Here is a 26,311-nt window from a genome sequence, read left to right on the forward strand (position 1 = left end):
GGTCCGGCCCTGTCTTGCGAAGATTGCGGTGTGTAGGGCCGTTGCCACGCCAAAGAAAGCCCAAACTCTGCCGCCTGGCGCCGGTGCGGCGCCTCAGGTGCAGGACGAAAGGGGGGAAGAAGGCACCGGAGCGCCCCCTACTCAGCCTTTGAACGGGATCAGCAGGTTTTTCAGACCATGCGGCTGGCAGCGCAGATATTGCGGCGCGCAGGTCATCTGCTCGCCAAGCTCTGCCGCGGCATGCCAGGGCCAGCGCGGATCGTAAAGCGCGACGCGGGCAATGGCGATCAGATCGGCCTCGCCCGCCGCAAGGATCGCCTCGGCCTGCTGCGCTTCGGTGATCAGACCGACCGCAATAACCGGAATCCCCAGCCCCGGGCGCAGAGCCGCGGCAAGCGGCACCTGATAGCCCGGCCCGACGGGGATCTCCTGACGCCGGTCGAGGCCACCGCTCGAGACATGGATCGCCGCCGCCCCCCCGGCCTCCAGCGCCTGGGCAAAAGCAAGGCTGCTGGCCACATCCCATCCGCCCTCGACCCAGTCGGTGGCCGAAAGGCGGACAATCACCGGACGCCCGGCCGGGAAAGCGGCGCGCATGGCCCGGAACACTGCCAGCGGGAAGCGCATCCGGTTTTCCAGACTGCCGCCATACTGGTCCTGGCGCTGGTTTGACAGCGGCGAGAGGAACTGATGCAGCAGATAGCCATGCGCCGCATGCAGCTCAATCGCGTCATAACCCAGACGGCCAGCGCGGCGGGCGGTATCGGCAAAAGCCGCGATGAGGCGGGCAAGGCCCGCATCGTCCAGCTCGAGAGGTGCGACCTCGCCCTCACCGAAAGCGAGGGGCGAGGGGGCCACCGGCTGCCAGTGGCGCGGATCCTGCGGGCCAAGCTGCGCGCCACCCTTCCAGGGCTGATCACAGCCCGCCTTGCGCCCGGCATGGGCGATCTGCAACGCCAGCGGCATCGGCGACCAGGCGCGCACCCCCTCCAGCACCCGCCGCATCGCAGCCTCGGTCGCATCATCATAGAGCCCGATATCGGCCCATGAGATCCGGCCCGCAGGCTCAACCGCGCAGGCCTCGACGATCAGCAGGCCCGCCCCCGACAGGGCAAGCTGGCCGTAGTGGATCAGATGCCAGTCGGTCATCCGGCCCTCTTCGGCGGAATACTGGCACATCGGCGCGATCACGATACGGTTGGCCAGCGGCAATGCGCCAAGCGACACCGGGCTGAAGAGTTCTGATCCGGCCATAGGGCACCCCCGTTCTGAAAATCCTGGATTGGGCATTCGCCCATCGCAGCAGCAGCAGCAGGAGTGCCCTGGCCGGGGGCAGAAAGGCAAGGGCCAGCGCCGCCTGATGTCCAGCCGCGCCTGAAGTTCTGAGCGATGTCGCTCAGCCCATGGCGGAAGGAATGGCAGCCTGGCCCGCATCTGCCGGCCGGTCAGCAGCCGGGAAAGCGGCATATGCGGGCGCGGCGCAAGGATGCACGCCGCCTCAGCCCGGGGGCGCGGTTCTGGCCCTGCGGCACAGATCCTGGCTCACCGCCACCGCCTCGGCGGCGCGGTGCCAATAGCGTTTGTCCAGCTCAATATTGAACACCACCCCGGCGGGGAAGCAGCATTCTGTGATCAGCTGCTCCCAGGGGATATCGCCCTCTCCGGGCGGAAGATGCAGATCGCCATGGCCATAAGCCAGGCGCTCGCCCTGGGTATAGGCCCACATCTCATCCTGGCGGCCAAAGCTGTCATGGATATGCAGATGCCGGGCAAAGGGGGCAAGACGCTTCATCTGCGAGACGAATTCCTCTCTCCGGCCCATGGCATCGAGTTTAAGATAGCTATGGCTGAAATCGATCGTGGCACAGAGGGCGGGATGGGCGATCGCCTCCAGCTCGCCGGCCAGCTGCACGGGATCCGGCGTATGTTTCCAGCCGTCATATTCAAACAGGGTTTCCACACAGGCGATTAACCCGCGCGCTGCCGCCAGCTCACCCGCCCGGTGCAGGAAGTCACGCTGACGCTTACAGGCCTCGGCCCGGGCTTCGGGCAGGGTCTCCATCGTCATCCCGGCATGGAGCACATAGTGATATGCCTCCAGCCCGGCAGCCACATCCATCGAGGCAGCCATCACCTCAAGATGGCGCGGCACAGCCCAGTCGGGATCCATCGGATTGATCGCCAGAGGGCCATGCGCGGAATAGGCAATGCCACGGCCCTGAGTGGCCGCGCGCACCTCAGCCAGACGCCTGTGATTCACCCGGCCGGCAATGACCAGATCATAGTCAAAGATCGGCAGTTCAATCAGATCAACACCAAGGCTCTGGATGTGATCAAGTCCGGTGCCAAGATCAGAGAGGTCATCCGCCCCTTTGATGGCCGAAAGGCCAACACCGAAAGCATCATTTTTAATCTGCAAGGTCAGGTTCCGTCGAAAAAATACAGGCTGCAGGGATCGGGGCGTGCCTCAGCTGATGGCGCTGCGCTTCTTACGCAGCACTTCCCAGAGGATCGCGCCCAGAATTGTCATGATCATCAGCGTCAGGCCAAGAGCATTGATTGCCGGAGTCAGGCCCGCGCGCACTTTGGCGGCGATGAAGATTGTCAGCGGGGTCTCGGTGCCGCGGACAAAAAGCGTGGTGTTGTAATTCTCGAAGGACTGCAGAAAGGCGATACAGGCCGCAGCCAGCAAAGAGGGCCGCAGATAGGGCAGCAGGATGCGGCGGAACACATAGAAGCGGCTCGCGCCAAGGCCCAGGGCCGCCTCCTCCATGGTGCGGTCAAAGCGCTGCAGCCGGGCCACCACCATCAGCATGACAAAAGCGATGATAAAGCTGGACTGCGCCAGAATGCTTAAGGTGATGCCGCCACCGATGCCGGCACGGCGCCAGAACAGCAATGTGGCAATGCCCAGCACCACCCCCGGGGTCAGCATCGGCGAGACCATCAGCGCATAGAAGAAGCTTTTTGCTTTGCCATGCAGGCTGGTCAGCACAAGCGCGGCGGCAAGGCCCGTTGGCACCGAGATCACAATCACTCCGGCAGCGATCAGCAGCGAAACTTTCAGCGCCTGCCACAATTCCCGGTCTGTCAGCATGTCCACGATCCATTTCGTGGTCGTGCCCAGCCAGGGCGTCACGGTGGGAAAGCTGCTCTCATTAAAGGTGGCCAGGGCAAGGATCGCCAGCGGTGTCAGGATATAGGCGAAAAAAACCAGCAGATAGACGCGAAACAGCAGAGCGGGCAGATGGTCCGTCAGTTTCTGTAGCGGCTTGACGGCAAAGGCCGGAGCAGGGGTTGGGTGAGTGATCATCTGACCGCACTCGCAAGATTAACGCGGAAAAGCCGCAGAAGGCAAAGCACCACCAGCAGGCACAGCACCAGAAGCGTCAGGCCATAGGCCGCACCACGGTTCCAGTTACCGTTTTCAAAGAACCAGTCATAAACCAGCTGGGTAAACCAGCGGCTGCCCGGCGCGCCCAGCAGGGCCGGTGCCATATAGCTGCCCGCCGAGAGGATGAAGGTAAAAACACAGCCGGTGGCAATGCCGACACGGGCATGGGGCAGGACGATCCGCCAGTGGATTCTCAGCCGCCCCGCCCCCATGTCGCGCGCTGCCTCGATCTGGGTGCCATCAAGCGTGCTCATGGCATTGGTGATCGGGAACAGCATGAACAGGATATAGGCATAGGCCATGCCCGCCAGCACCCCGCCATCGCCATACCAGCGCACCGGCCCGGAAATCAGCCCCAGCTGCAGCAACAGCTGGTTGAGCGGGCCGGAAAACGCCAGAATGATATACCAGGCCAGACCGCGCAGCACTTCATTCATCAGATAAGGCACCAGAAGCAGGACCATGACCAGCCGGCGCGGCTGTTTTGACTGCCCCAGCCACCAGGCCAGCGGATAGCACAGGATCAGGGTCACCAGGGTGACCAGAGCGCTGGAGACCAGCGTCTTCAGGAAGATCTGCCGATGCGTGGCATGTCCGGCCAGATAGGCGAAATGCGTCAGGCTATAGACATCCTTTTCGCCCCCGGTCTGCGCCGGTGGCAGGCTGGGGCGCAGGGCGAAATCGAGCATGGTCAGGTTCGGCACCAGCACCAGAAGTCCCAGCCAGAGCGCCACCAGCACAAGAAAACAGCTGCCAAGCGGTTTCCCAAAACGCGTGAAAAGCTCATTCATCGGCCAGAACCACCGCATCCTCACGTGAGAACCCGGCCTCAAAGCGGCTGCCGATGGCCGGTGCCTCCGGCAGCTGGCGATGCGGGATCGAAAGCTGCACCGCCTGACCGCCCGCCTCGCTGAGGCTCATCGCATGGGCGGTAGCAAAGGCCCCCTCAAAATCAAAACGCGAGGTAACGGCGCTCAGCCGGTTCTCAGTTTCGCCCTGATGCAGCCGGAAAGCCTCGGGGCGGACATAGAGACGGGCGTTCATACCGGGCCGCAGACCGCCGTCATGGCGCCCGGTAAACCGGCCATGTGGCCCCTCGAGCAGGGCATAATTCTGGCAGGCATTCAGCACTTTACCGCTGAACATATTCGTTTCGCCGATGAATTCGGCAACGAAGGGGGTTTGCGGCTGGTTATAAAGCTCAAGCGGGGTGCCGGTCTGCTGCAGCTCACCCGCATTCATCACCGCGATACGGTCCGACATCGCCAGCGCTTCGGACTGGTCATGGGTGATATAGATGAAGGTCACGCCGGTCTTGCGCTGCAGATCGCGCAGCTCCGCCCGCATATGCTGGCGCAGCTTCAGATCAAGCGCCGAAAGCGGCTCATCGAGCAGCAGCACCTGCGGTCTGATGGCCAGCGCCCGGGCAATGGCGACGCGCTGTCGCTGCCCGCCCGAAAGTTCATGCGGCATCCGCTCGCCAAAGCCCGGCAAAGCGATCAGCTCCAGCAGCCGCTCGGCCTCCTGCCGTCTTTGCGCCCGGGGCATGCCCTGGACCTCAAGGCCGAAAGCGATATTCTCCCAGACCCGCATCAGCGGAAACAGCGCCAGCGACTGGAAAATCATCGCGGTTGGCCGGCGATTGGCCGGCACGCCGGTCATATCCTGACCATTCAGAAAAATCTGTCCGGCACTTGGCTGGATGAAGCCGGAAATCAGCCGCAACAGCGTGGTTTTACCGCAGCCCGAGGGGCCGAGAATCGAGAAAAATTCGCCCTGCCTCACCTCAAGCGACATTCGCTTAATGGCGGTTGTCGTCGAGAATTTCATCTCAACGTTCGCAAGACTTACAGTATGGACCATGATTTACTTCTTACGGCGATGCAGGGAAGTTCCGGCCAGCCCGGCCGGAACTTTATGCAGATTGGGCAGGATCAGGCGCTCAGGAAACGATCCTGATATTCGCCACGCAGTTCGACAAACCAGCTTTCCTGGACCGGCCACCACCACAGCCCGTCAAGGGCATTCTCCGGATAGGCGCTTTCAAAGAAGCTGCGGGCATGGGCCGGCAGCAGCGCTTCGGCGCCTTTTGCGGTGGAATTGACCCGCGCATGGCTGGCATACATCGCACCGGCCTCGGCGGTCAGCATCCAGTTGATGAAAGCATAGGCCTGATCCACATTCTCGGCACCCACCGGCAGAGAAATCCCTTCCATCCAGGCCAGGGCGCCCTCTTTCGGAGAGATATAGCCAAGTTTCATGCCTTCCTCGCTGAGACCGGCCGCGGTCGAATCCCAGGTCTGCCCCAGCACGCAGCCATTGGTGCGAAACGCGCCCTGGGCCTCGTTCTGGGTGGACCAGAACTGAGCGATATTGGCTTTGCGCGCGATGGCTTCTTGCAAAATCACGTCATAATTGGCGCGCATTGCCTCTTCGCTGGCAAAGCTGTCGAGAAGCGGGCGTGGCAGCCTGCCCTCGGCTTCCAGCCACAGGCCCAGACCGACCAGCGCCGAATGGCCACGCACGGTAACCTTACCGGCCATTTCCGGCGCCCAGAGATCACCATAAGAGGCCTTGCCCCAGATCATCGGTGCTTTTTCAGTGTCAAAGGCGATGGCCTCGGTGCCCCAGTCGGTCGGCACCTGATAACGCTTGCCATCCACAACCGCGCCCAGCTTTTCCGAACTGCGGATCGCGCTGTCGATACAGCGGTCCCATTCGACACGGCTTTCATCAATCACCTGAACCAGCCCGGCCTCGACATAATTCGGCACCCGGTCGAGCGCGGGCCAGATCACATCAAAGCCCTGGCCCTGGTTCACCTTCATCAGGTTCAGGATCTCGTCATTGGTGCCATAGGGGGTATAGGTGGCGCGGATCCCGGTGGCCTTTTCAAAAGCGGCCAGCATTTCAGGCGAGATATAGCCGGCCCAGGCCGCGATCCGCAGCTCGCCCGAGGAGGATTGCGAAAAACCGGGGCGCGCGATGAAAGGCATCGCCAGCGCAGCGGCGCCCGCGCCAAGCAGGCTGCGACGGTTAAGGGTCTGCGCGGAAGGCAGGGCAGGAAGCGATACGGCCAAGATGAGACTCTCCGGGTAGCTGAACGGTCCGCAGATACGGATCGCGCCCTTGCTGACCGCCCTAAGTGACATCCGGACGACAGTGATACGAAAGATCGATGAAATCAGCCGCCATCAGTACGGGCAAAGCCGGAAGCGAGGCCTGCGGCGGGGCAGATTCTGAGAGGAAGATCCCCTCTGGCCAGGCCCAGCCTGTAACCGGAAGTCAATTCAGGGGTAACACAGCGCCGGTCAGGCCATGCCTGAAAAATCAGCCCCCCGTCGACGCGGCGCACCGGCTCAGCAAGGACCAGGCGGGAAGCCCCGGCAGGCCTTACGAAAACGGGGCTGATCTGCATCAGCCCCGTGACAGATAGCAATCCGGATCAGGTGGCGGGCTGCCAGCGGTCGGGATGGGCGGCGCTGACGGCGGGCAGGGCCTCAAGCTCTTCTATGATCCTGGCAATACGCGGGAAGGCGGTGAGATCCACGCCCCAGCGCCGGGCATTATAGATTTGCGGCACGAGACAAATATCGGCGAGGCTGAGCTGGTCGCCATGGCAGAAGCGCCCGGTCGCGGGGCTGTCGAGCATAGCCTCAAAGCCGGTCAGACCACGGGTGATGAAATGCTGGCTCCAGCTCTCATTGCTGATGGCGCCGCCCGAGGCACTGACCGCATGGCGCATCACCGCGAGATTGCAGACCGGATGGGTCTCCATGGCAATGGCATAGGCCATGGAGCGCACCCTGGCCCGGCCCGCCGCATCCGCTGGCAAAAAGCCCGCGGCACGGGTCTCGTCCAGATATTCCAGAATGGCCAGGCTCTGGCTCAGCATCCTGCCATCGACCTGCAGGCTCGGCACCAGTCCCTGCGGATTGCGTGCCAGATTTTCCGCACTGCGCTGCTCGCCGGTCAGCAGATTGACCGGGATGCTTTCATATTCCATCCCGAGATATGCCAGAGCGATGCGCAGCCGGTAGGCCGCCGATGAGCGCCAGTAATCGTAGAGAACCGTCAATATTTTAACTCCGTCAGCCGCTTCAGGCCGGTTTCGAAAGCCGGGCGCTCTGCGCCCAGCAGCGCGGTCAGTTCGTGCTGAAAGCCAAGCGCGATCCCGGCAAGCCGCGCCATCAGCGCCTGGCCTTCCGGGGTCAGCGACAGCGAGACCAGGCGGCGGTCTTCGGGGTTGGTCACTTTGGTGGCCAGCCCGGCTTTTTCCAGCCGCGAGGCGGCGCGGCTGACCTTGGACTTCTCCATATCAACCCTTGCCTCAATCTCGCGCACCGAGACCCTGGCGCTTTGCGACAGATGCGCCAGCACCCGCCATTCCGGCACCGAAATCCCGGCCTCGGCGGCATAGCGCCGCTCGAATGCCTTTGAGATCCGCGAGGCGGCCACTGACAGCTGGTAGGGAAGAAAGTCGTTCAGATTAAATGTGGTCATGCTCAAAGCCCTTGATGAACAGAGGGCTATTCTACCCGTTTTCCTGACCGGGTCATTCTAGACTTGACTTCATTGCACATGCAACAAATATCTGTCGCAGAAGAGGTGAGGAGCCCCTATGTCTGCGAATCCGCTCACGCGTGTCATCACCCGTGCAACTTCCACCCCCGGGATGCACGAAGGCTATATGCCCGGTTTCGGGAATGATTTTGAAACTGAGGCCCTGCCCGGCGCGCTGCCCCAGGGCATGAACAGCCCGCAAAAATGCAATTACGGCCTTTATGGCGAGCAGCTTTCCGGCACCGCCTTCACCGCTCCGGCGCATCAGAATGAGCGGACCTGGTGCTACCGTATCCGCCCGAGCGTGCAGCACAGCCATCGCTACAGCCGCATTGATGTGCCGCAGTGGAAAACCGCCCCCTGTATTGACCCCTCGGTCACCAGCCTTGGCCAGTATCGCTGGGATCCGGTCGTGGCTCCCGAAGCCGCCGAGCTGACCTGGATCACCGGCATGCGCACCATGACCACCGCCGGAGATGTCAATATTCAGACCGGCATGGCCAGCCATATCTATCTGGTCACCCGCTCGATGGAGGATGAATATTTCTTCTCGGCCGACAGCGAGCTGCTGATCGTGCCCCAGGAGGGGCGTCTGCGCTTCCACACCGAGCTTGGCATCATCGATCTGGAGCCCCAGGAAATTGCGGTCATCCCGCGTGGCCTGGTGTACCGCGTTGAGCTGACCGAAGGCCCGGCGCGTGGTTTTGTCTGCGAGAATTATGGGCAGAAGTTTGAGCTGCCGGGCCGTGGCCCGATTGGCGCAAACTGCATGGCCAATCCGCGCGACTTTAAATATCCGGTAGCGGCATTCGAGGATCGCGAGGTGCCGACCCGCATCGTCATCAAATGGTGCGGTCAGTTCCATGAGACCCGGACCGGGCACAGCCCGCTGGATGTTGTGGCCTGGCACGGCAATTACGCGCCGTTCAAATATGACCTGCGGACCTATTGCCCGGTCGGCGCGATCCTGTTCGATCACCCCGATCCCTCGATCTTCACCGTGCTGACCGCGCCTTCGGGCCAGGAAGGCACGGCGAATATCGATTTCGTCCTGTTCCGCGACCGCTGGATGGTGGCTGAAAACACCTTCCGCCCGCCATGGTATCATAAGAATGTCATGTCCGAGCTGATGGGCAATATTTACGGCATCTATGATGCCAAACCCCAGGGCTTTGTGCCGGGCGGCATGAGCCTGCACAACTGCATGTTGCCGCACGGGCCGGACCGCAATGCTTTTGAGGCAGCCTCGAACAGCGAGCTGGGCCCGGAAAAACTGAAGGAAACCATGTCCTTCATGTTTGAGACCCGCTTCCCGCAGCACCTGACGCCCTTTGCTGCAGAGGCCGGGCATATGCAGGAAGATTATATCGACTGCTGGGGCAGCCTTGAGAAGAAATTCGACGGCACTCCGGGCGTTAAATAGGCCTCATGCTCCCCTGCGGCCCCCTCCGGGGCCGCAAGCCAAGCGCGGGCGCCAGGATATCCCCCGGCGCTGCGGCTGCGACTTTGTTTTTAGGAAGGAATGACCGATGACCCTGATCCGGTCCTGGGTGGAAAGCGCCAATCAGCCAGCTGGAGATTTCCCGCTCAACAACCTGCCTTATGGCGTATTTGCCCCGGCAGGGGCAGCGCCGCGTCTGGGCGTGGCGATCGGGGATTATGTGCTCGATGTCAGCGCAGCTGAGGCCGATGGGCTGATCGTTCTGACCGGGGGGCCGCTGCTGGACCAGCCGTTCTGGAACCCGGTGATGGCAGCCGGGCCAGCCCTCTGGGATCAGCTGCGCAAGCGCCTGATCGCGCTGCTGGCCGAGGGTTCTGCCTTTGAGGCAGCCGTCGCCCCCCATCTCAGCCCGCGTGCCGGGGTCACGCTCTATCTGCCGTTCCGGGTGGCGGAATATACCGATTTCTATGCGGGTTATCACCATGCGGTGAACGTCGGCACCATGTTCCGCGGCGCCGAGAATGCCCTGCCGCCGAACTGGCTGCATATTCCGATCGGCTATAATGGCCGCGCCTCCTCGGTGGTGGTCTCAGGCACCGATGTGCTGCGGCCCTGGGGTCAGCTGAAAGGCCCGAATGATGAGGCCCCGCGCTTTGCCCCCTCGCAGCGGTTTGATATCGAGCTGGAGATGGGCGCGATTGTCGGCACGCCCTCGGTGAGCGGCAAACCGGTGACTGTCGCCGAAGCCGATGAGATGATCTTCGGCTATGTCCTGCTCAATGACTGGTCGGCGCGCGACATTCAGGCCTGGGAATATCAGCCGCTCGGCCCCTTCCAGGCCAAGGCCACCGCAACGACGATTTCGCCCTGGATCGTGACCCGCGCGGCGCTGGAGCCGTTCCGCATCCCGACACCCGCCCGCCAGAAACCGCTTCTGCCGCATCTCGCAGAGCCAAAACCCATGCTCTATGATATCGCGCTGGAGGTTGGCCTGCAGCCCGAAGGGGCTGAGGAAACCATCATCTGCCGCACCAATTATGCCGAGATGTATTATTCGGCGGCCCAGCAGCTGGCGCATCACACCAGCTCGGGCTGTGCCATGTCGACCGGCGATCTGCTCGGCTCGGGCACGATCTCCGGTCCGGTGAAGGAAAGCCGGGGCAGTCTGCTGGAAATGAGCTGGGGCGGGAAAGAGCCGCTGACCCTCGCAGGCGGCGAGAGCCGCAGCTTCATCGCCGATCATGACACGCTTGTGCTGCGCGGCGCGGCGCGGGGCGAGGGCTATCGCATCGGCTTTGGCGACTGCAGCGGCAAGGTTCTGCCCGCCCTCGCTGATCCCTACGCCCGCTGATCCGGGCCAGAGCAATGAAAAAGGGGCGTGGTAAAACCACGCCCCTTTTTTGCGCCCTGCCGGAATATCGCCCGTGAGAACAGCCAGAGCAGAACCGCCCGGAACAGTGACGCTCCGGGCGGTTCATCCTGTCAGCCAGCTTGGTTTGCCGCTTGCTGGCCAATGATATAGCCAAAGGTCAGCGCCGGGCCCAGGGTGATGCCTGGCCCGGGATAAGAGCCTGACATAATTGAGTTAATGTCATTGCCACAGGCATAGAGCCCGTCAATCACCGCCCCCTCGCGATCTTTGACCTCGCCCCTAGCGGTGATCGCCAGCCCCATAGAGGTGCCGATATCCCCGGCAAAGATCTCAATCGCATAGAACGGCCCCTGCAGCGGCCGCAGACAGGCATTGGGCCGGTGCTCCATATCGCCGAGATAGCGCTGATAGGTGGTCGCGCCCTTGTTAAAGGCCGGATCCTCGCCCCGCGCCGCCGCCGCGTTAAAGCCCGCAACCGTGGCTTCAAAGGCGTCAGGCGCGATGCCGCAAAGCTTCGCAAGCCCTGCCAGGCTGTCCGCGCGCTTCAGATAGCCACTTTTCAGATGCGGCCTGATACTGGCCGGAAAGGCATGGGCCGCCCCCAGACCATAGCGCCGGACCGCCCGGTGATCCGCGATCAGCCAGGCCGATTTCTGCCCCTCGTCCAGCAGCTTTGCGATCAGGCCCTGGACGAAATCATGATAGCTTGAGGCCTCATTGACAAAGCGTCTGCCATCATGCCCGACCGCAATGACGCCGGGTTTGGCGCGGTCAAGGAACAGATGCGGGAAGGGGCGCCGCGTCCCGTCCTCATTGGGCAGCAGCGAGACCGGGGTCCAGAAACCGCCATTGGGATTACTGTCGACGAAAGCCGCCCCCACCGCCTCGGCGGCGGCAATCGCCCCGCCGGTGCCCGCGACCGGGGACATCGAGTAATGCGGCAGGCCACGGCGGACATGGTCAAACACCGCGTTGCGCCGCGCCTGATCATGGGCAAAGCCCCCTGCCGCCAGCACGACGCCGCGCCGGGCGGTGACGGTCCGGACGCCTTTCGGCCCCTTGACCTTCGCGCCGCAGACCCTGCCCTGCGGGTCACGGATCAGCGCCAGCAGCTCATGCCCGGTGCAAAGCGGAATATTCTGCGCAAAAACACTATGCGCCAGGCGACCGGCAACCGCCGCCCCCATCACCAGCCTGGTGTTGCGCCCTGCCGTCAGACGGTCGAGGAAATAGCGCATAACCCGTTTCGTGGCATAGAGCGCCGATTTCGCCGAGCGCGTCAGGCGCAGGAAATGGAAAATATCGGGCCGCCCGAGCGGCATGCCGCCAAGGATGGTGAAATCCTTATAGGGCGGACGCAGCCGGTATAATTCATCGCCGAGCTTTCTGCCGTCAAAGTCGAAAGCATCCAGCGCCCTGCCGCCCTCGGTCGCGCCATCCGCCTCGGGATGGTAATCGGGGGAAACCGGTCGATGCGCCATCTGCAGCGCAGTCTTCTCATGGAAAAAGCCGATTGCCTCCGGCCCGCGCGCAAGGAAAGCATCCACCAGTTCGGCATTGAACAGATTGCCGGTCTCGCCCTGGATATAACGCCGGGCGGCGGCAGGATCGTCTTTCATCCCGGCGGCTTCTGCCAAAGGGTTACAAGGCACCCAGATCGCGCCGCCGGAAACGGCGGTCGAGCCGCCGAAATAATCGGATTTCTCGATGATCACCGGTTTCAGCCCGTGATGCGCCGCCGAGAGGGCGGCGGCCATTCCGGCCGCGCCGGAGCCAACCACCAGCAGATCACAGCTCTCGGGCAGTTCGGGTTTCTCAGACCGGCGCATCAATCGCACTCTCTCTCGGGAAGCGGCCAACCGCCCAGCCCCCGTCAACCGCAAGAATTTCGCCGGTGATGAACGAGGCCTCATCCGAGGCAAGGAAGCGCACTGCCTTTGCCACTTCCTGCGCGCTGCCGACGCGGCGCAGCGGGGCGCCGTCAATCATCACCTGCCGGCGCCAGGCTTCACTGCGGATCCGCTCAGCGGTCAGCGGCGTCTCGATCAGCCCGGGGGCGACCGCATTGACGCGGATGCCATTCGGCCCGAAATCGGTGGCCATCTGCCGGGTCATGCCGACCACGGCAGATTTGGAAATCGAATAGCCGCAGGAATTCTGCGCTCCGATCATGCCAAAGATCGAGGCGGTGTTCACAATCGCGCCGCCCCCCCGCGGCATCATCCGCGCCACGGCCCAGCGGGACAGACGAAAATGTCCCATCACATTGATGTCGAGGAACCGCGCCAGATCCTCATCCGAAGTGCCAAGCGCATGCGAGCCACGCGCCACCCCGGCATTATTGCACAAAATATCGACGTCCCGGCCAAGCGCCCCGAGCCGGGCCGCGATCCGTTCGGGCAAAGTGGCATCGGTGATATCGCCGGTCAGCGCCGTGGCATTGCCCCCGGCGGCAAAGGCGTCGATCCCTTCGGCCTCGCGGTCAAGCGCCACCACATGCGCCCCCGCCTCGCGCAGCGCGCCGGCAATGGCCAGACCAATCCCCTGCCCCGCCCCCGACACGATCGCGGTGCGGCCATCCAGTCTTGCATAGCTCATATCAGCGCCCTCAGAATGCAGCGGTGCCGCCGACAGAGCGGCCGCCATCGACGATCAGGATCTGCCCGGTGACGTAATCGGCGCGCGGATCGACAAAGAACGCAACCGCATGGGCGATATGCTCAGGGGTGCCGAGCTTGCCGCCCGGCTGCTGCAGACGCAGGCCCTCCAGACCTTCGGCGCGCTCAAGCAGCATATCGGTCATGATCACCCCGGGGGCGACGCCATTCACCGTGATCTGCTTTGCCGCCAGCTCCAGCGCCAGCGCCTTGGTAAAGCCCGCCACCCCGGCTTTCGAGGCGACGTAATGCGCGTAATTGCGCGCGCCAAAGGCAGCGCGCGAGACCAGGTTGACGATGCGCCCGCCCTCGGGCAGCACCCGCGCCGCCTGCTGGCACAGGGTGAACATCGCCACCAGATTGACCTCGTACATTTTACGGAAATCTTCGGCGGTCAGGCTGTCGAAATCGCGGGTGTTGAAAATGCCGGCGTTATTGACCAGCACGCGCAGATTTTCAGCGCCGTCGATCAGGGCCTGGGTTGCCGCCGCATCGGTAATATCGAGCACCACGGCCCGGGCCTGATGCCCGGCCTCTGCCAGCAGGCGCACGGTCTCGGCAGCACCCGCGGCTGAGAGATCGGCGACGATGACCGCATAACCATCAGCGCCAAGGCGCTGTGCGATTGCCCGGCCGATACCCGAACCGGCGCCGGTGACGATTGCGGAGGGGAGCGTTTGACTGGCCATATGTGGCACCCGTAACTTTCAGAGAAAAGAAATCCCCGCAGCCCCGACAGGCTGCGGGGGGCAGGCTCAGTTCAGGCCAAAGCTCTCAGCGTCGAGCTTTGCGAAAACTTCGTCATGCAGGATTTTGCCAACCGCTTCGGCATCATTGCGGTCAACGCCTTCCAGAAGCGCGGTCCATTTTGCCGAGAGACGCAGATATTCCTCAATCAGCGGCGAGGGATCGGCGATGCCGCGCGCTTCCATGGTGCGCCCGGCCAGCTCGCCGAGCATACCCGACTGGAATTCCTCGAGTTTTGCCAGCAGCGCCGGATCTGCTTCCTGGGTTTTCACCCCCAGCCCGGCAGCAGCGGCAAAGCCGGTCTCGACCCCCTGCTGATAGGCAACCTGGGCGCGGGCGAGTCCAAGCGCAGTGGCATCAAGGATCGCACGGCGATCCGCAAGCTCCAGCCCGGCCCAGAAATCTTTGTTCAGCACATAGGTCGCGCCCAGCGAGGTTCCCTGGGGCAGGGTATTGATCACCTTGACGATCTCTTTGAATTTATAGCCAAATTCGAGATTGGTCGGATCAGACAATGTGCAGTCGAGCGAGCCGCGTTCCAGCCCGGTATAGACATCGGTCATCGGCACTGCGACCGGCACCGCCTGAAGGAAGGCGATCCATTCATTCTGGGCGGTTCCGGCGGTGCGGATTTTCAGCCCCTTCAGGCTTTCCGGCCCGCCCAGCTCTTTCATGCAAAACAGGTTATAGACCGGGGTCGAATAGCCTCCGAGGAAGACCGTGCCATGCTTGCTGTATTCCGCCAGCATATCGGGATTGGTCAGACCGATCTCGGTCAAAGCGAAAGCGGCGGCGAAATCATCGCGCGCGAGGAAAGCGAGGTCATTGATCAGACCCGACAGCGGCAGTTCCGAAGGCGTATAGGAAGCGGCAACAATCCCCAGCTGGGCCACACCATCGCCAAGCGCCTGCAGCGTGGTCGGCGCCGGCACCAGCGCGCCGGAGGAATAAAGCTCAAAGCTCACCCGGCCTTCGGTCACGCTGTCGATCTCTTTGAGATAGGGCTCATAGGCGACCGAATTCAGGATATGCGAAGGCGCCATCCAGTTGGTGGCCTGATAGGTATCGGCCTGGGCAGCAGAGGCCATAACGGCCAGCAGCGCGCAGCTGGTCAGATATTTTTTCATCTTTCTCTCTCCCGTTCAAAGCCCTTCGGGCTTTGCAGATCCAATGGCGGTCCTCCTCAGGCCCCGCCGGCACTTTTGCGCACCGCGGGCCCTCAGGCCCGCAGCACAGTTTCAGCTCTGACGGGCTATCAGATCAGCCCGCCAGCATCAGATTGGGCAGCCAGAGCGTGATCTGCGGCCAGGCGATCAGCACCGCAAGCATCACGAATTCGATGGCGATGAACCAGGAGACGCCGCCGAAGATCTGATTGATCGTCACTTTGTCGCCGAGTGAGCTTTTGATGACGAAGACATTCATCCCCACCGGCGGGCTGATCAGGCCGATGGTCATCACCTTGATCACCAGAATGCCGAACCAGGTCAGGTCGATATTCAGCGAGATCAGCAATGGCAGCAGCACCGGCATGGTCAGCAGCATGATGGAAATTTCTTCCATGAAGGTGCCCATGAGGATCAGGATCAGGCAGATCAGAACAACGACCATGGTCGGGCTCATGCCGTCAAAGAAGGTCATCACCCAGGTCGGGATGGTCGCCAGCGCCACAAAGCGGGTAAACAGCGCCGCCCCCACAACGATCATGAAAATCGCCGAAGTGCCCACAGCGGTATCGATCAGCGAACGCTTCAGCAGACCAAAGCTCATCGTGCCGCGGATAAAGGCGATCAGACAGGCAAGGAATGCCCCGACCGCGCCGGATTCGGTGGCGGTGAAGGCCCCCGAGAAAATCCCGCCCATGACAATCGCGGTGATCACCGGCAGCGGCCAGGCATCCCGCAGCAAGCGGATTTTTTCGGCCCGGCTGGTGGTGTCGGTATAACGCGGCGCCAGGTTCGGGTTCAGCATGCAGCGGATGGTGATCATGCCAATGAAGGCCACCGCCGTCAGAATGCCCGGCACAACCCCGGCCATAAAGACAGTATTGATCGAGGTATCGACCAGCAGGCAATAAACGATCATCAGCACCGAAGGCGGGATCAGCGCGGCCAGCGTGCCGGCCGCAGCCACCGAACCGGTCGCCAGACCGGGATCATATTTGCCTTTCAGCATTTCCGGCACTGCAATGCGCGAGAAAGCCGCCGAGGTCGCGACGCTGGAGCCGCTTGCCGCGCCAAACAGCGCCGAGGCAAATACCGTGGAAGAGGCAAGACCGCCGGGAATACGGGCAAGGAAAATCCGCGCCGCACCAAACAGGCCTTTCGACAGCCCCGCCTCGACCGCGACAAAGCCCATGAACAGGAACATCGGGATCGCCGAGAGATTCCAGTCCCCGATCAGGGTGAAAGGCACAGCCTTGGCGATGCCCACCGCCGGGTTAAAGCCCATCATCGCCCAGATGCCAAAGAAAGCAGTCGAGCCCATGGCGACACCAATCGGCACGCGGATGCCAATCAGCACCAGGATCATTGCGACGCCGGCAAAGCCAATTTCTAAACGTTCCATCGGCGCCTCAGATATCCAGAGCTTGAGAATTGGTGTGAACCCGGCCACGCGCGCCAAAGAACAGGCGCAGCAGGATCACCACCACCGCGATGGCAAAACCGAGCGGCAGCATGAATTTCGCGGGCCAGGTGGTGATGCGCCAGATGCCGTCGACCGTCTCTCCGACGCGGAAGGCGCGCATCGCCACCCCCCAGGAGAACCAGCCAAGGATCGCGTAATAGATCGCCGAGATCAGATCCGCAGCCTTGAGCATAAGGCCCTGCATCGCGACCGGGCATTTTTCGTAAATGACCTCAACCACGATCGAGCCGCCCGAAGCCTCCACCCAGGCCAGAGGCAGGAACACGCAGCCAATCATGTAATAGGCAGCCACCACCTCAGCCGTACCGGGCAGCGGGGCGTTGAAGACATATTTACCGATCACATCCGCCATAACATGCAGCATCATCAGCAGCACGGTGCCGCCGGCGATCCAGGCCAGCAGATGTGTCAGCCTTTCTGTAAGTTTAACCATAAAGCCCTCCCCGGCTTCTCACTGCATGCGGTAGCCACCGTTCACGTCGATCACCGAGCCGGTGATATAGCCCGCATCCGCGCTGAGCAGATAGGCCACCGCGCCTGCCACATCTTCCGGCGTTCCGATACGGTTCAGGGGGATATTGGCGGCAATTTTCGCATCATTTTCAGGGGCCAGCGACTGGCGCAGCATCGGCGCATCGATCAGCCCCGGGGCAACACCATTCACGGTAATGCCATGTTCGGCCGCCTCACGCGCGCCGGCTTTGATCAGCGCCAGAACCGCGCCTTTCGAGGCAATATAGGCCGAGCTCGAGCGATAGCCGCCCAGCTGCGCCGCAACCGAGGCAAAGCCGATAAAGCGGCCCTGGCTGACCGGGTGACGCGCCGCAGCGCGCAGATATTCCCGCAACAGCAGGAAAGTGCCGGTCGAATTGATCTTCTGGGTCTTTTCCCATTCGGCGAGGCTGATATCGGTGATCGGCGGGCGATTGCCATCAGCCGCGAAAATCAGAATGCCGGCAGCGGCAACAACCTGGCTGATCTGCAGGCCTTCCGCTTCGGTCGCGGCGAAAAGCGCAGAAACCTGCGCTTCGCTGGCGACATCCAGCGCCACCGCGCGATGCCCCTCGCCCGGCAGACCTGCCACCACACGCTCTGCATCATCAGGCGACAGATCGCTGGCCAGCACCCGATACCCATCAGCAGCCAGCCTGTAGCAGACAGCCGCACCAATGCCACCGGCGGCGCCGGTGACCAATACGAATCCTGTCATAATATGAGGCTCCTCCGCCATCGTTGCGTTAGCAATGAACACATTGTTGGGCTTATTGCAAAACTTAAATTCAACTTTTACAGATAATGGATACATTCTGACAGAAGGGCGGGAAGCCGTGCCAGAAAACCACACGAGTTCAGAATTTGCCGCCGAGCGGATTCGCGAGGCCATTCTGAGCGGTGAGCTGATGCCGGGCGAAAAGCTGCATCAGGATCGTCTGGCCGAAATGCTGGGGATCTCGCGCACGCCGCTGCGCGCAGCCCTCACCTCGATGGCGCAAACCGGCCTGGTCTCATACCAGACCAACCGGGGCTTTTATGTGCGCTCCTTTTCCTTCTCGGATGTGGCGGGGGCTTTTGCCGTGCGTGCCAGCATGGAGGCGCTGGCCTGCAGTCTTGCGGCAAAGCATATGACCCCGACCAGTATTGCTCTGCTGCAGGGCCTGGTTGCTGACGGAGACCGGCTGCTCGAAAGCGGCACATTGCTGCCCGAAAACCTGCAGCCCTACCGGCGGATGAATGTGGCCTTTCATACAAAGGTGATCGAACTTTCGGGCAATCCCTGGATCAGAACCTTTGTGCAGAGCCTGCAGAATGTGCCTGCTGCCTCTGACCGGATTATTATCTGGCGCGATTTCAGGGTGATACAGCGCTCGCATGATGATCACCGCCGCATCGCCAATGCGCTTGCCCGCAGGGATGGCACCCGCGCGGCGGCGATCATGCATGAGCATGTCACCTTTGCCCATGAACATCTGACTGCCGAGCTTAACGCACATCCCGAAGATTTCCTGCGCCTGCCAAGCGCGGATAAACCCCAGAAACAGCGCCCCTCCGGGCGCAGGATAAAGGACCTCTCTGCATGACCATCCGTCTGTTCTTCTCACCGGCCTCGCCTTTCGTGCGCAAGGTCATGGTTGCTGCTGCCGAGCGTGGTGTGGCGGTCGAAAAGCTGGCCTCTGCGGCCTGGCCGATCAGGCGCGACCCGAATATCGTGCAGCATAATTCGACGGGAAAAGTACCCTGCCTGCTGACCCAGAATGATGAGCCGGTATTCGACAGCCGGGTGATCACGCAATATGTCGATGCCCAGGGCCAGAGTGGCGCAACGCTCTATCCGCAGGACGCGCGGCGCTTTCAGGTGCTGACGCTGGAGGCTCTGGCCGATTCCGTGCTCGAGGCCAGCCTGTTGCACCGCTATGAAAATGTCCTGCGCCCGGAAGACAAACGCTGGGATGAATGGTCGCGCGGCCAGATGGAAAAAGTCGATTCCGGCCTCGACGATCTTGAGGGTCGCTGGTTTGATCTGCTGTCGCAGCAGTTCCATGCCGGTGCCATCGCCACCGCCTGCCTGCTCGGCTATCTCGATTTCCGCTTCCCCGAGAAAGACTGGCGCAGCGCCCATCCGCGTCTGAGCGCATGGTTCGCCGAAGTCAGCGCCCGCCCGTCGATGCAGGACAGCTTCCCGGCCTGAGCCGCGACAGCAAACAGGCTGAGACAGGGCTCCTGTCTCAGCCTCAGAACCCGTTAAATTCAGTAATTACCGATATAGGCCCGGCGACGGCCCGCGGCGCGGACGTAATCGGTCATGGTCACAAAATCGAAGACCGGCCGGCCAGTGGCTTTCTGCACCGCCGCCGCATAGGGCGGCAGGTTCGAGCATTCGAGCAAAATCGCACCGATGGCCGGATGGGCGGCGCAGAGATCGAGCGCCGCGCCGACGACTTCGGCCTCAATAGCGTCACTGTCGAGCGTATCGGTCTCATCAAGAATCGGGGCGCGGAAATTCGGGCAATGCTCAAGACCGGTTACATGCACCGGCAGCCGCGCCGCCGGATAAGCTTTTTCCAGCAGTTCCGGCGTCAGGCGCCGCTTATTGGCACAGACAATGCCCACCGCCTGATCCGGCCCCAGCAGCGAGGCGATGAAGGGCAGCTGCAGCAGCGAGGAGAGCATCACAGGGATCTTCACCGCCGCCGCGACCTGCTCCTGGAAATGCATCATATAGCCGCAATCGCTGGTGATCGCGGTCACGCCCGCATCCTCAAGCGCCCGGGCGGTCTCGATCACCTTATCGGTCAGCGTCAGATCGCCCTGCTCGATCAGGCGCTCCAGCGTGACATCGGGCACGGTGCGAAACAGCACCGGATAGGCATAGGTGCTGGCATTGCCGACATCGCCAGGGATGAAAGGCGTCCGGCAGTCGATCAGCAGAATGCCGATATCATGGCCATAGGATTCTGCATTCGGGCGGGTTTTATAGATCGGCATGGAAGATCCCTGAAAGGCGAAGAGTGGTAAAGGGGAACCGCCCCGGCTCTCGCCGGGGCGGGCAGGCCGGGGCGCGGGCCTCTAGCCTTCAAGGCGCTGCTTTTGCTTCTCGGCCCGGTTCTGCAGCCAGAGCATGACGATCAGCAATAGCGTCGACAGCAGAATCAGCATCGTCGCAACCGCCGCAATCGTCGGGGACAATTGCTCACGCACGCCGCTCCACATCTGCTTGGGCAGGGTGCGCTCCTCCGATCCGGTCAGGAACAAGGCCACCACCACCTCATCAAACGAGGTGGCAAAGGCGAAAAGCGCGCCTGAAAACACCCCCGGCGCAATCATCGGCAGCATGATCTGCAGGGTCGCAGTATGCGGGCGGGCACCGAGATTAGCGGCAGCGCGCATCAGATTATAGTCAAACCCCGCCAGCGAGGCACTGACCGTGATCAGCACGAAGGGCGCCCCAAGCGCGGTATGGGCCAGGATCAGGCCGGTCAGGCTGTTCAGCAGCCCCACCGCAGCAAAGGCATAATAAATGCCAACCGCCGAGACCACGATCGGCACGATCATCGGCGAGATCAGAATGGCCATGATCAGACCACGGACCGGACATTCCTTTCGCGCCAGGCCAATCGCCGCCAGTGTACCGAGGAAAGTCGCGAGGATAGTCGCGCAGACTGCGACGATCAGGCTGTTCTTCAGCGACATCAGCCAGACATTTGAGGTGAAAAATTCCTCATACCAGCGCAGCGACAGGCCTGGCATCGGATAGGTGAAGAAGGGCTCGGAATTGAACGACAGCGGCATGATCGCCAGGATCGGCGCGATCAGAAACAGAACCACCAGGCCGCCGGTCAGCCAGAGCAGGACAGAATAGCGCTGTGTCATCAGCCAACCCTCAGTTTCTGGATGCCAACGAGGCGGTTGTAAATCACATAGAGCAGCAGAACAGCCGCCACGAGGATCGCACTCAGCGCCGCCGCCATGCCCCAGTTGGTGACCTGATTGGCGTAATAGGCGATGAAATAGCTGATCATCTGATCCTTCGGACCACCGACAAGCGCCGGGGTGATGTAATAGCCAAGCGCGAGGATGAACACGAGCAGCGCACCGGCACTGACCCCGGGCATGGTCATCGGCAGATAGACCCGCCAGAAGGTGGCGAAGGGGCGTGCCCCGAGCGAGGCTGCGGCGCGGGTATAGACCGGCGGAATGCTCTTCATCACGCTGTAGATCGGCAGGATCATGAAGGGCAGCAGGATATGGGTCATGGCAATGACTACGCCGATGCGGTTGTAAATCAGCTCAAGCGGGGCATTGGGATCGATCAGGCCCATCCAGGCCAGCAGGGTATTGACCACACCCCGGCTCTGCAGCAGCACCACCCAGGCACTGGTGCGCACCAGCAGCGAGGTCCAGAACGGCAGCAGCACCAGGATCAGCAACAGGCTGGCCTTAAAGCCTTTGGCCCGGCTCATCAGCGCGGCCAGCGGATAGCCGAGCAGCAGACACATCAGCGTCACCGAAAGGCTGACGGTAAAGGTGCGGCTCAGCACCTCAAGGTTCAGCGCCTCGGCCTCGGGCACGGCCCCGATCGCCCCGCTTTCGTTGCGCTGGAGATCCAGCGCCGCCAGCAGATAGAAATCGGTCACTGCAGGAATGGCACGCTGCAAAGCCGTCAGATAACGCGGCGTGGCCCAGGCCGGATCGGTTTCGATCATGCCGGCGGCAAAGGGCGCGGTGGCGCTGCGGGCATGGCGGGCGGTGGCGATGAATTTTGAGCGCATGCCCGGGATGGTATAGTTCAGCTGTTTCGCAAGCTCGGCCACCTTTTCTTTCGGGGCCTGCTGCAGATCCCCGGCCAGGGCCGCGAAGAAAGGCTCCTCCGGAGCCGAGATCCCATCCCACTCCGCCAGGATGGCGGCGGTACGCGGCAGAAGCTCTGCCGCGTTTCCATTGTCAACTGCCCTGAGGAACAGGATGCCGATCGGCAGCAGAAAGACCAGCGTGAGCAAGGCCATGAGAGGGGCCACCAGCGCAAGCGCCCGAAGGCCTGCACGCCGGTTGGCCCGCTTCATCTGCTGTGCAATTTCGGTCTTTCCACCGCCTGCAGAGATCATTGCGCCAGCCACTTATTGAAGCGTTCGGTCAGCTCTTCATCATGGTTGGCCCAGAATTCGGCATCCACCACAAAGGCGTTTTCCATATTCTGCGGGGCGGTCGGCAGTTCGGCCAGGATCTCAGCCGGAACTTCGGCAATGGCTGAAAGCAGGGTCGGCCCATGCGGCAGCTCGCCCGCCTGGACAACCATTGGCGCCGGCTGCAGCGTCGAGGCGATGAATCTATCGGCGAGCTCAGAATTCTTGCCGCCCACCGGTTTGGCCCAGAGGTTGAAATCCATCCCCTGCCCGTCCCAGACGATTTTGAAATTCTTGCCGCTGTTGTGGATCGCGTCATAGATCCGGCCATTCCAGGCCGTCGACATCGCCACTTCGCCATCAGCCAGCAGCTGCGGCGGCTGCGCCCCGGCGCTCCACCAGACTTTCACATCGCCTTTGATGGTGTCGAGCTTGGCGAAAGCGCGGTCCACGCCCTCGGGGGTCGAGAGCACCTCATAGACTTCGGCCGCCGGGACGCCGTCACCGATCAGCGCCATCTCAAGCGTGGTCTTCGGGGCTTTGCGCATCGCGCGCGGGCCAGGGAATTTGGCGGTGTCGAAGAAATCCACCATGGTCTGCGGACCACCCTGGGGGAATTTATCAACATCATAGGCAAAGATCGTGCCGAAAACGATGGTGGCGACGGCGCAATCCATCGCCGCGCCCGGGACATAGCCCTCGCGGCCGCCGATTTTGTCGTAATCGATCTCTTCCAGCCAGCCCTCGTCACAGCCCTGCAGCGCATGGCCCGGCTCGACATCGACCACATCCCAGGTGATCTGGCCGGTCTCAACCATGCCCTTCAGCCGCGCGGTCGAGCCATCCCATTCATCTTGCAGGATCTCGACCCCGGTCGCGGCGGTGAAGGGTTTGTAAAACGCCGTTTCCTGGCTTTTAGCATAGGCCCCGCCATAGGAGGTGACGGTCAGCGGCCCCTCGGCCAGGGCCAGACCGGCGCTGGTCACCAGCGCCGTCGCGGAAAGCGCGGCGGTCAGAAAGGATTTCATGCAATTCCCCGTTGCTGTTGTTGGTCTTTGTGGTTGTCAGTAGAAAAAGCCCGGGCTCAGGCCTGCGGCAGGGCCCGGCAATGATCGGCGCGCCAGCCGATGCTGACATTGCTGCCCGCCGTAAGCGGTGCATCCAGGCTTCCGGCCGGAACCTTGATCTGAATGCCCTCGCTGCCCAGAAGGCTGATGCGCAGACGCAGGTGATCGCCGTGATAGATCACCTCATCGAGCCTGGCCCCGAACTGGTTTTCCAGGCCGGACCCGGCCGATCCTGGCAGCATCCTCTCGGGGCGCACCACCACCGCCGCTTTGCCGCCCATGACCAGCCCCTTGCCACAGCCCGCCCGGATGGTCGCACCATCCGCGCAGCGCAGCACACAGCTCTCGCCGTCAAGCGCGACAATCTCGCCGGAGAATGTGTTATTCTCCCCGACAAAACCGGCGACAAACAGATTGTCCGGCATCTCATAGAGCCGGTCGGGCGGCGCAACCTGCTGCAATATACCATCGCTGAAGACACCCACCCGGTCCGACATGGTCAGCGCTTCGCTCTGGTCATGGGTGACATAGACGATATTGATGCCGAGCCGGTCATGCAGATGTTTGATCTCCAGCTGCATATGCTCGCGCAGCTGCTTGTCCAGCGCGCCGAGCGGTTCATCCATCAAGATCAGCCGGGGCTCAAACACCAGGGCGCGCGCCAGAGCGATACGCTGCTGCTGCCCGCCAGAAAGCTGCGCAGGTTTTCGGCCCTCGAAGCCCGACATTCGAACCATATCAAGGGCTTTGCGCACCCGCTGCGTCACTTCCGAGCGGTTCATCCGGCGCATTTTCAGCGGAAAAGCGACGTTTTCGCCCACGGTCATATGCGGGAAAAGCGCATAGTTCTGGAACACCATGCCGATGTTACGGTCATAGGCCGGAACCTTTTCAATATGCTGACCGCCGAGCAGGATCGAGCCCGAGGTCGGGGTCTCAAACCCGGCCAGCATCATCAGGGTCGTGGTTTTACCCGAGCCTGACGGGCCAAGAAGCGTCAGAAATTCTCCCTCGGCAATATCCAGATCCAGACCGCGTACAACGTAGTTGATGCCATCATAAGACTTCCGGACGGATTCAAATGCGATGAAGCGGTCTTGCACGTCTGTTCTCCCCTCGCGACACCCTGAAAGATGTCTCATTTTTTTGACGACATTGTCTTGCGTACAATAACTCTGTCAAGCGGGATAAATGGACCGAAAGCAATATCCGGGATTTTTCTGATACTATTGAGTTATTTACTTGTTTATTAGAATCTCGCGTCGCAAGATTGCTGTGGCTTTCAGGGCTCCGGATGGCAGGACAGTGGTGAATCTGCGGTCGGATGAATCAGTCTCAGGATGAAATATGCGCACAAAGGAAGGTGACGAGCAGGACAATGTTCCGGCTTATCTGCGGCTGGCCCGCGAGTTTGAGCAGCAGATCCGTGAGGGCAATCTGCCGCTCGGCAGCCAGCTGCCGGCGCAGCGCGAGCTGGCCCTGGCGCGCAATGTGCATGTCTCAACCGTAACCCGGGCCTATCGTGAGCTGCAAAAGCTGGATCTGGTCACCGGCAGCACAAGGCGGGGCACCATCGTCACCGGCAATGGCACAATGCCGCGCGCTGACCGGGGCGGCTCCGGCGCGGCGCTGATTGATCTTACCGTGAACCGGCCCGCCTCTGATGCCTTTCTGCGGCAGCTCGAGGCAGAGATGCCCCGCCTTGCTGCCGATCCGCGTTTTGCCGAAGTCCAGGAATATCAGCTGCCCGAAGGGCCGCTCTGGGCGCGCGAAGCCGGGCAGAACTGGATTGCTCTGAACGGCTTCAGACCGCCGCTGAGTGACATCGTGCTGACCAGCGGCGCGCAGCATGCCCTGCTCGCGGTGATCTGCGGCCATATCAACCCGGGCGATACGATCGTGGCCGACCGGCTGACCTATTACGGTCTGCGCGCGCTGGCCCAGATGTTCCGCTTCCGGATTATCGGCATCGGCAGCGATCACGAGGGGCTGTCAGCCCAGGAGCTGCGCCAGCTCTGCGCCAGCCAGAGCATCAAGGCGCTGTTCGTCGTGCCGACGATGCAAAACCCGCTTGTGGTCTCGATGAGCGCTCAGCGGCGGCAGGATATTGTTGAAATTGCACGCGAATATGACCTGCTGATCATCGAGGATGACGTTTACGGCCCGCTGCAGGACAATCGTCCCCCCGCCTTCTGGCAGCTGGCGGGCGAGCGGAGCTATCACATCTCGACCCTTTCCAAGGCGCTGGCGCCGGGTCTGAGGATTGGCTGGCTCAGCTGTCCGCCCGGCCGCGCCGTCATCATGGGCGAGGCCATCCGCACCACGGCCTGGATGCCGGCCCCGCTGACCGCCCTGGTTGCGGCGCGCTGGATCGAGGATGGCACCGCGGCGACGATCCTGCGGGCGCAGCAGGCCGAAGTTCACGCGCGCCATCAGCTGATCACCCGCGAGCTGCGCGGCTTCGATCTCGTCTCGGACCCGCGCTGCATGTTCCTGTGGCTGCGCCTGCCTGCCCCCTGGCGGGCCCAGGAATTTGCCGAAACCCTTTATGCCCAGGGCGTGTCGGTAATGCCGGCGGATGCCTTCGCCTGTGATCGTCAGCCGGTTGAACATGCGGTCCGGATTAACTTTGGCGGCGCCAGCTCGCGTGAGGCGCTGCTGCAGGCGAGCCGGATCATTGCAGCCACCCTGGTTGACCGCCCCAGATCACTGGCAGGCCGGATCTGAGGCGGTGGCCTGCGCCAAAGCCCGCGCCCGTCACGATGGTTCCGGCTCTGCGGGGCGGCGCAAGCAGCGCCTGGCG

At 62.2% G+C, this 26,311-nt stretch carries 25 protein-coding genes; 5 read left to right on the forward strand and 20 right to left on the reverse strand.

The annotated features are described in order from the left end of the window. Window positions 1-141 precede the first annotated feature (141 nt). From H0485_RS10320 to H0485_RS10355, 8 genes are all read right to left on the reverse strand, one after another. Entirely contained in the window at window positions 142-1,254 is a 1,113-nt protein-coding gene (locus H0485_RS10320) for an NADH:flavin oxidoreductase/NADH oxidase (protein WP_226935292.1), read from the reverse strand. Window positions 1,255-1,498: 244 nt separating this feature from the next. Further along, complete coding sequence (locus H0485_RS10325; RefSeq protein WP_226935293.1) at window positions 1,499-2,419, reverse strand: sugar phosphate isomerase/epimerase family protein; 921 nt, start codon at window positions 2,417-2,419, stop codon at window positions 1,499-1,501. A gap of 48 nt (window positions 2,420-2,467) precedes the next feature. Beyond that, window positions 2,468-3,313: an ABC transporter permease gene (locus tag H0485_RS10330; protein WP_226935294.1), complete on the reverse strand. Its 846-nt coding sequence runs from the start codon at window positions 3,311-3,313 to the stop codon at window positions 2,468-2,470. After that, a complete protein-coding gene (locus H0485_RS10335; RefSeq protein WP_226935295.1) occupies window positions 3,310-4,185 on the reverse strand; it encodes an ABC transporter permease in 876 nt (291 codons plus the stop codon). Before H0485_RS10335 ends, H0485_RS10330 begins: the two co-directional genes overlap by 4 nt. Further along, window positions 4,178-5,257 carry an ABC transporter ATP-binding protein gene (locus H0485_RS10340; RefSeq protein ID WP_226935296.1) on the reverse strand — a complete coding sequence of 360 codons (1,080 nt, stop codon included), beginning with the start codon at window positions 5,255-5,257 and terminating at the stop codon, window positions 4,178-4,180. The genes H0485_RS10335 and H0485_RS10340 overlap by 8 nt, the downstream gene beginning before the upstream one ends. Before the next feature lie 71 nt (window positions 5,258-5,328). Next, complete coding sequence (locus H0485_RS10345; protein ID WP_226935297.1) at window positions 5,329-6,474, reverse strand: extracellular solute-binding protein; 1,146 nt, start codon at window positions 6,472-6,474, stop codon at window positions 5,329-5,331. Window positions 6,475-6,839: 365 nt separating this feature from the next. Beyond that, on the reverse strand, window positions 6,840-7,472 hold the full coding sequence (maiA, locus tag H0485_RS10350; protein WP_226935298.1) for a maleylacetoacetate isomerase: 633 nt from the start codon (window positions 7,470-7,472) through the stop codon (window positions 6,840-6,842). Continuing rightward, window positions 7,469-7,897 (reverse strand): MarR family winged helix-turn-helix transcriptional regulator, encoded by a 429-nt coding sequence (locus tag H0485_RS10355; protein WP_226935299.1) that lies wholly within the window; start codon window positions 7,895-7,897, stop codon window positions 7,469-7,471. The genes maiA and H0485_RS10355 overlap by 4 nt, the downstream gene beginning before the upstream one ends. A gap of 118 nt (window positions 7,898-8,015) precedes the next feature. Here H0485_RS10355 and hmgA point away from each other — a divergent pair, with 118 nt between their 5' ends. Together hmgA and fahA are read left to right on the forward strand one after the other, a co-directional pair. After that, window positions 8,016-9,380, forward strand: a complete 1,365-nt coding sequence (gene hmgA / locus H0485_RS10360; RefSeq protein WP_226935300.1) for a homogentisate 1,2-dioxygenase — start codon at window positions 8,016-8,018, stop codon at window positions 9,378-9,380. A gap of 106 nt (window positions 9,381-9,486) precedes the next feature. After that, entirely contained in the window at window positions 9,487-10,749 is a 1,263-nt protein-coding gene (fahA, locus tag H0485_RS10365; RefSeq protein WP_226935301.1) for a fumarylacetoacetase, read from the forward strand. Window positions 10,750-10,880: 131 nt separating this feature from the next. Here the strand turns inward: fahA and H0485_RS10370 are convergent, their stop codons facing one another. From H0485_RS10370 to H0485_RS10400, 7 genes are all read right to left on the reverse strand, one after another. After that, the gene (locus H0485_RS10370; RefSeq protein ID WP_226935302.1) at window positions 10,881-12,599 is read right to left on the reverse strand and encodes an FAD-dependent oxidoreductase; all 1,719 of its coding nucleotides are present in this window, start codon (window positions 12,597-12,599) and stop codon (window positions 10,881-10,883) included. Beyond that, the gene (locus tag H0485_RS10375) at window positions 12,586-13,368 is read right to left on the reverse strand and encodes an SDR family NAD(P)-dependent oxidoreductase (protein ID WP_226935303.1); all 783 of its coding nucleotides are present in this window, start codon (window positions 13,366-13,368) and stop codon (window positions 12,586-12,588) included. Before H0485_RS10375 ends, H0485_RS10370 begins: the two co-directional genes overlap by 14 nt. A 10-nt stretch (window positions 13,369-13,378) precedes the next feature. Next, window positions 13,379-14,116, reverse strand: coding sequence for an SDR family NAD(P)-dependent oxidoreductase (locus H0485_RS10380; protein WP_226935304.1), 738 nt, complete (start codon window positions 14,114-14,116; stop codon window positions 13,379-13,381). A 66-nt stretch (window positions 14,117-14,182) separates the two neighbouring features. Beyond that, window positions 14,183-15,301 (reverse strand): C4-dicarboxylate TRAP transporter substrate-binding protein, encoded by a 1,119-nt coding sequence (locus tag H0485_RS10385; RefSeq protein ID WP_226935305.1) that lies wholly within the window; start codon window positions 15,299-15,301, stop codon window positions 14,183-14,185. A 133-nt stretch (window positions 15,302-15,434) separates the two neighbouring features. Further along, the gene (locus H0485_RS10390; protein WP_226935306.1) at window positions 15,435-16,742 is read right to left on the reverse strand and encodes a TRAP transporter large permease; all 1,308 of its coding nucleotides are present in this window, start codon (window positions 16,740-16,742) and stop codon (window positions 15,435-15,437) included. 7 nt (window positions 16,743-16,749) lie between these two features. Continuing rightward, window positions 16,750-17,256, reverse strand: coding sequence for a TRAP transporter small permease subunit (locus H0485_RS10395; RefSeq protein ID WP_226935307.1), 507 nt, complete (start codon window positions 17,254-17,256; stop codon window positions 16,750-16,752). Window positions 17,257-17,274: 18 nt separating this feature from the next. Next, window positions 17,275-18,033, reverse strand: coding sequence for an SDR family NAD(P)-dependent oxidoreductase (locus H0485_RS10400; protein WP_226935308.1), 759 nt, complete (start codon window positions 18,031-18,033; stop codon window positions 17,275-17,277). 118 nt (window positions 18,034-18,151) lie between these two features. Here H0485_RS10400 and H0485_RS10405 point away from each other — a divergent pair, with 118 nt between their 5' ends. Both H0485_RS10405 and H0485_RS10410 read left to right on the forward strand, forming a co-directional pair. Then, the gene (locus tag H0485_RS10405; RefSeq protein WP_226935309.1) at window positions 18,152-18,901 is read left to right on the forward strand and encodes a GntR family transcriptional regulator; all 750 of its coding nucleotides are present in this window, start codon (window positions 18,152-18,154) and stop codon (window positions 18,899-18,901) included. Further along, entirely contained in the window at window positions 18,898-19,509 is a 612-nt protein-coding gene (locus H0485_RS10410) for a glutathione S-transferase family protein (RefSeq protein ID WP_226935310.1), read from the forward strand. Before H0485_RS10405 ends, H0485_RS10410 begins: the two co-directional genes overlap by 4 nt. A gap of 59 nt (window positions 19,510-19,568) precedes the next feature. On the opposite strand, the gene H0485_RS10415 is transcribed toward H0485_RS10410, so the two are convergent. From H0485_RS10415 to H0485_RS10435, 5 genes are all read right to left on the reverse strand, one after another. After that, on the reverse strand, window positions 19,569-20,306 hold the full coding sequence (locus H0485_RS10415; protein WP_226935311.1) for an aspartate/glutamate racemase family protein: 738 nt from the start codon (window positions 20,304-20,306) through the stop codon (window positions 19,569-19,571). A gap of 81 nt (window positions 20,307-20,387) precedes the next feature. Next, entirely contained in the window at window positions 20,388-21,191 is an 804-nt protein-coding gene (locus H0485_RS10420) for an ABC transporter permease (RefSeq protein WP_226935312.1), read from the reverse strand. Then, the gene (locus H0485_RS10425) at window positions 21,191-22,324 is read right to left on the reverse strand and encodes an ABC transporter permease (protein ID WP_226935313.1); all 1,134 of its coding nucleotides are present in this window, start codon (window positions 22,322-22,324) and stop codon (window positions 21,191-21,193) included. Before H0485_RS10425 ends, H0485_RS10420 begins: the two co-directional genes overlap by 1 nt. 95 nt (window positions 22,325-22,419) lie before the next feature. Beyond that, window positions 22,420-23,469 (reverse strand): ABC transporter substrate-binding protein, encoded by a 1,050-nt coding sequence (locus H0485_RS10430; RefSeq protein ID WP_226935314.1) that lies wholly within the window; start codon window positions 23,467-23,469, stop codon window positions 22,420-22,422. Between the two features lie 56 nt (window positions 23,470-23,525). Next, the gene (locus H0485_RS10435) at window positions 23,526-24,650 is read right to left on the reverse strand and encodes an ABC transporter ATP-binding protein (RefSeq protein WP_226935315.1); all 1,125 of its coding nucleotides are present in this window, start codon (window positions 24,648-24,650) and stop codon (window positions 23,526-23,528) included. 205 nt (window positions 24,651-24,855) lie between these two features. Here H0485_RS10435 and H0485_RS10440 point away from each other — a divergent pair, with 205 nt between their 5' ends. Then, on the forward strand, window positions 24,856-26,235 hold the full coding sequence (locus H0485_RS10440) for an aminotransferase-like domain-containing protein (protein ID WP_226935316.1): 1,380 nt from the start codon (window positions 24,856-24,858) through the stop codon (window positions 26,233-26,235). Window positions 26,236-26,311: the final 76 nt, after the last annotated feature.

This window comes from Pseudogemmobacter faecipullorum (assembly GCF_020539525.1).
Classification (GTDB): domain Bacteria; phylum Pseudomonadota; class Alphaproteobacteria; order Rhodobacterales; family Rhodobacteraceae; genus Pseudogemmobacter; species Pseudogemmobacter faecipullorum.